The following is a 3,927-nucleotide window of genomic DNA, read 5'->3' on the forward strand; positions in this document are numbered from 1 at the left end:
TGCCAGGCGGTCAGCGCGTCGTGGTCGGTCTCGTCGACGACGGTGTGCAGCGGCGCCGGCAGGCCGGCCAGCAGCGCGGCGGCGAGGCGGTCGCGGGCCGTGTCGTGCCAGGCGTCGACGCTGACGAAGAGCCGCCCGTCGGGCCTGCGCGAGGCGTCGGCGCAGCCGACGACGACGTCGCCTTCGGCGGCCTGCCACTGCGTGTCGCAGACGCGGGTGACGGTGAGGGCGTGCTCGCGCGGGCCCGGGGTGGGGTGCGTGGAAGGGGATGCGTTCATGGTGTCGCCTTTCGGGAGTGCCTGGTCAAGGCGCTCCCGGACTGACACCAACGTCAATCGCCCACCGTGACGACAAGGGGGAGCACCCATACGGATACAGCCTTCATGGGTGTCACCTCCTCAGTGTTCTTTCACGGCTGCGCCGACAGTAGCAGCAAGCCGCCGTCCGCCCAACCGATTTAATCGCGGGCCGGTTCGTCGCCGTTCGGTTCGTCGGGGGCCGGTTCGTCGCGGGCCGGTTCGTCGCGGGCCGGTTCGTCGGGGGCGGCCGCTGCGCCGCCGGCTGCCCGTATATCTCTCGTCGACGGGTTGTTGACGCGCGGCTCCTAGTCTCCCGGTTCGTACACGGCCCGAGCCGCGGGCCGTCACCGAAGGGAGAACCGTCGTGCTGCGCAAGACCCGTGTCCTGCTGGCCGGTTCGGTCGCCGTCCTGGCCCTCAGCCTCACCTCGACGAGCTTCACCGCCTCGGCCGCAGGCGACCAGAGCGGCATCGACGCCTGCGCCCGCGAGGCGAAGTGGGCGGGCTTCGCGAAGGACAAGTCGGCCGAGGGCCGCAACGACGACGCGATCTACGCGGTCGCGATCGCCATGGCCGAGTCCGGCTGCGACCGCCTGGCCGTCCACACCAACCAGCCCACCGACCCCGACCCGGGCACCAAGGACCTCGGCGCCTGGCAGATCAACGAGCACTGGTACCCGGAGGTCCACGGCCACGACGCCGGGGTCGTGACCCCCGAGAACTGGCAGGACATGGGCTGGTCGGCCCGCAAGGCCTACGCCATCGACAACGACGGCACCGGCCGCGGCTGGGCCTCCTGGGCGGCCTGGCACCTGGGCACCTACCAGCAGTACCTCGGCCAGGCCCGCGAGGCGGTCTACCGCGTCTGGTGACGCCCCGCCGGGTGTGACCGTTCCAATTGAGTGAGCAGGAGTGGGTCTTGGACCCAGGTCTGATCACTGCGTGCATCCCGAACGGTGGTGGATGCCCGGCTGGTCGCCCGCGTTCTCGTGGTCCCCGCCCGGCTGCGTGCATCGAGTGCACGGTCCGTGACGGGGCGGCGGGTTTCCTCACGCCCCCGGTCACCCGTTGCGGCCTGGACGGTCCGATGCCCACGACGATCACTCCGGTCGTCGTGGGGCGGTGCCGTCCGTCGCCGGATCGGGTGTCCGAGGGCGCGTCGCCCGATCGCGACAGCGGCGCCGTCGTGTCGGGTGGTCTTACGGGTGGACGTCGCGAGCGGCTTCTGCCAGTACTGCGCACCCCACTGGGAGGTGTACGCGGGGTCGACCGCAACGATGACCATGTCCAGCTCGGCGGCCATCGAGACGAGCCGGGAGCGGAGTCTGCCGGTGGGGATACCCGAGATCAGCTGCCGGAAGCGTTTCCTGCGGCCGTGCTTCTCACGGGTGGTCTCGGCGGTGAAGTCCAGGTTCTCCAGACCGATCGCCCTCACACCGCACCGCTTCGCCCAGTGCAGCAGCCGGGAGATGGCGTGGCGGATCTGCGCATCGCGGTGGGTGGCGGTACCGGTCAGGTCGTAGAAGAACCGGCGGGGTTCGCCGACCGGATTGCCGTGGACCTCCAGCTGCCAGCACGCGAAGTGGTCGGCGTTGGTGTCCACGCCGACCATCCCGGCCGCACGGGCCGTGGCCAGCGGCATGGTCTTCACGACGGGGCGGGTCCAGGAGGCGTCCAGGTACCAGCGTCCCCGGTCCACGTCCAGGTGGATGCGGTACGCCACCGCCCGGTTGCCTTCGATGCGGTCGGCCCACTCGGCACCCCGGTGCGGGAAGGTCACCTTCGCGGCGAGAACGTACCGGCCGTTCTTCGCGTTCGCCAGAGCGGCGAGCGGGGCGGGCAGCTTGATCGACACCTCGCCGTCCGGGGTGACACGGATCGTCTCGTTGCCCAACCGCTTGCCGGACTCGCCATCGGCGGCGAGGAACCAGCGGGCGCTCTCCCACTTCTCCCGCCACTGGGCTTCGGTCAGGTCCGCGGCGTCGAGGTTGTGCCGGGTGTTCAGCAGCTTCCGGCCACCGCGCACCACACGCACGACGCCCTTGTCGCGGTCGGCGGCAACAGCCGCGCGTCGCTCCTCAAGAACGTGCAGACGCCGGGTCTTGACGAACCACTCGTGCCTGGAGCGGTAGCCGCCCGGCTGCCGCCTGCCACCCTTCTCACCCAGGGGCAGCGACAGGCGGTGGCACAGCATCCGGATGCCGGCGTCCAACGAGTCCAGGTACGCGCCCTGCCCGCGACGCGACAGCGCCCACTGGTCGTGCGTGGCCTTGGTGACGCTCCCGGCCCACCGCGACGACGACTCCACGGTCAGGTCACGTTTGCGCGCGGCCCACGTCTCATTGCAGTGGTCCAGGCCGTCCGCGCAGCGCGCCTTCAGGTCCCTCGACGCCAGAGCACCCATATGCCTACCGACTAGCCGCAGCACCTCCTCATCCCCAGGCGTGAGGCCCTTGAGCCGGTCACGGACCGACACACCCGACGGCCCAAGGGAAACGAACGGCGCGTCGATACGCCGCAGCTCCTTCCTCGACCCGGTCACGCCATCCCTCCCTCCCAGCCAGTGCCACCACTCTGGCACACGCCACCGACAGTCGCCTCATCGATCCAACAAGCCGTGATCGAAAACAAACGCATGGACACCAATGGGCACCAAAACGACCTCAATCCCCAGCAGTTCGCCCCCCCGCATCACCGTGGACGGCGACCACGCCCGACTCACCGCCCTCGTCGAGGCCCAGCACGTCCTGACGGCCGACCCCGCCACGCACGCGCTGCTGAAGAACCGCTACGACGTCGAACTGCACCGCGACGGCTCCCGCTGGCTGATGCACCGGGTGCGGATCGACAACGTGTGGCTCACCGGCGAGCCCCGGGCCATCTTCGGCTGACCGCTTCGGAGGACCACGGCTTGGCAGGGCCACGGCTTGGGAGGACCGCGACTTCCGAGGACAGCAGCTTCACGGCAGCACCGCCACCGCCTCCACTTCCACCAACTGGTCCGCGTAGCCCAGCACGGCAACGCCGAGCAGGGTACTGGGGGCGTCGTGCTCCGCCATGTACGAGCGGTACACGTTCCACACCTTCACGAGGTCGGCCTGGCGGGAGGACGCGACGTAGACCGTCGTCCGGGCGATGTCGGACCGTGCCGCTCCCGCGTCCTCCAGAGCGGTTATGAGGTTCCGCATGACCTGGTGCGCCTGGCCCTCGTAGTCGCCGACGGCGACCGTCCGGCCCTTCTCGTCGAGCGGACAGGCGCCGGCGAGCCAGAGCGTGCGGACCGGCGCGTCGACGGCCGCCGCGTAGGCGTAGTCGACGGCCGGGGTCAGACGGGTGCTGCGAACGAGCTTGACGGCGCTGGTCACGGGGGCCTCCGGGAGGTCGCGGTCGGATGGTCGAGGTCGAACCTTTGCGCCCATCGTTGGACGTACCTGAGGGAGCGTCAAACGATTTGTGGGCGAATTCCCCGTCGTTCCAAGGCTGGTGCGGTTCGCGATTCACCGTTCCGGGTGATGGCGGCCCGCTGCGCTCGGCCGGGATCCTGGTGTCCTGAGGTCTGACGAGACGCCGACAACACCGGGAGAGTGAGCCATGGAGTCCCAACTTCCGCACCACGAAGAAGGTTCGGG

At 70.0% G+C, this 3,927-nt stretch carries 4 protein-coding genes and 1 pseudogene; 2 read left to right on the forward strand and 3 right to left on the reverse strand.

Annotated elements, in window-relative coordinates:
• Nucleotides 1-278 (reverse strand): annotated as a pseudogene (locus AB0O00_RS31795) (GNAT family N-acetyltransferase); the annotation flags it as partial.
• A gap of 385 nt (nt 279-663) precedes the next feature.
• On the opposite strand from AB0O00_RS31795, the gene AB0O00_RS31800 reads away from it, so the two are divergent.
• The gene (locus AB0O00_RS31800; RefSeq protein ID WP_363657670.1) at nt 664-1,170 is read left to right on the forward strand and encodes a hypothetical protein; all 507 of its coding nucleotides are present in this window, start codon (nt 664-666) and stop codon (nt 1,168-1,170) included.
• Here the strand turns inward: AB0O00_RS31800 and AB0O00_RS31805 are convergent.
• Nucleotides 1,155-2,702, reverse strand: coding sequence for an IS200/IS605 family accessory protein TnpB-related protein (locus tag AB0O00_RS31805; RefSeq protein WP_363657672.1), 1,548 nt, complete (start codon nt 2,700-2,702; stop codon nt 1,155-1,157). The genes AB0O00_RS31800 and AB0O00_RS31805 overlap by 16 nt on opposite strands.
• A gap of 241 nt (nt 2,703-2,943) precedes the next feature.
• On the opposite strand from AB0O00_RS31805, the gene AB0O00_RS31810 reads away from it, so the two are divergent.
• Entirely contained in the window at nt 2,944-3,189 is a 246-nt protein-coding gene (locus tag AB0O00_RS31810) for a nuclear transport factor 2 family protein (protein ID WP_363657674.1), read from the forward strand.
• A 69-nt stretch (nt 3,190-3,258) separates the two neighbouring features.
• On the opposite strand, the gene AB0O00_RS31815 is transcribed toward AB0O00_RS31810, so the two are convergent.
• Nucleotides 3,259-3,663 (reverse strand): RidA family protein, encoded by a 405-nt coding sequence (locus tag AB0O00_RS31815; protein ID WP_363657676.1) that lies wholly within the window; start codon nt 3,661-3,663, stop codon nt 3,259-3,261.
• Nucleotides 3,664-3,927 lie beyond the last annotated feature (264 nt).

The organism is Kitasatospora sp. NPDC093558 (assembly GCF_040683475.1).
Taxonomy (GTDB): Bacteria; Actinomycetota; Actinomycetes; order Streptomycetales; family Streptomycetaceae; genus Kitasatospora.

What these genes read in the sequence shown, in the direction of transcription:
- AB0O00_RS31805 (WP_363657672.1), bottom strand. Translation starts at nt 2,702, where the DNA reads ATGGGTGCTCTGGCGTCGAGGGACCTGAAGGCGCGCTGCGCGGACGGC.
- AB0O00_RS31810 (WP_363657674.1), top strand. Translation starts at nt 2,944, where the DNA reads ATGGGCACCAAAACGACCTCAATCCCCAGCAGTTCGCCCCCCCGCATC.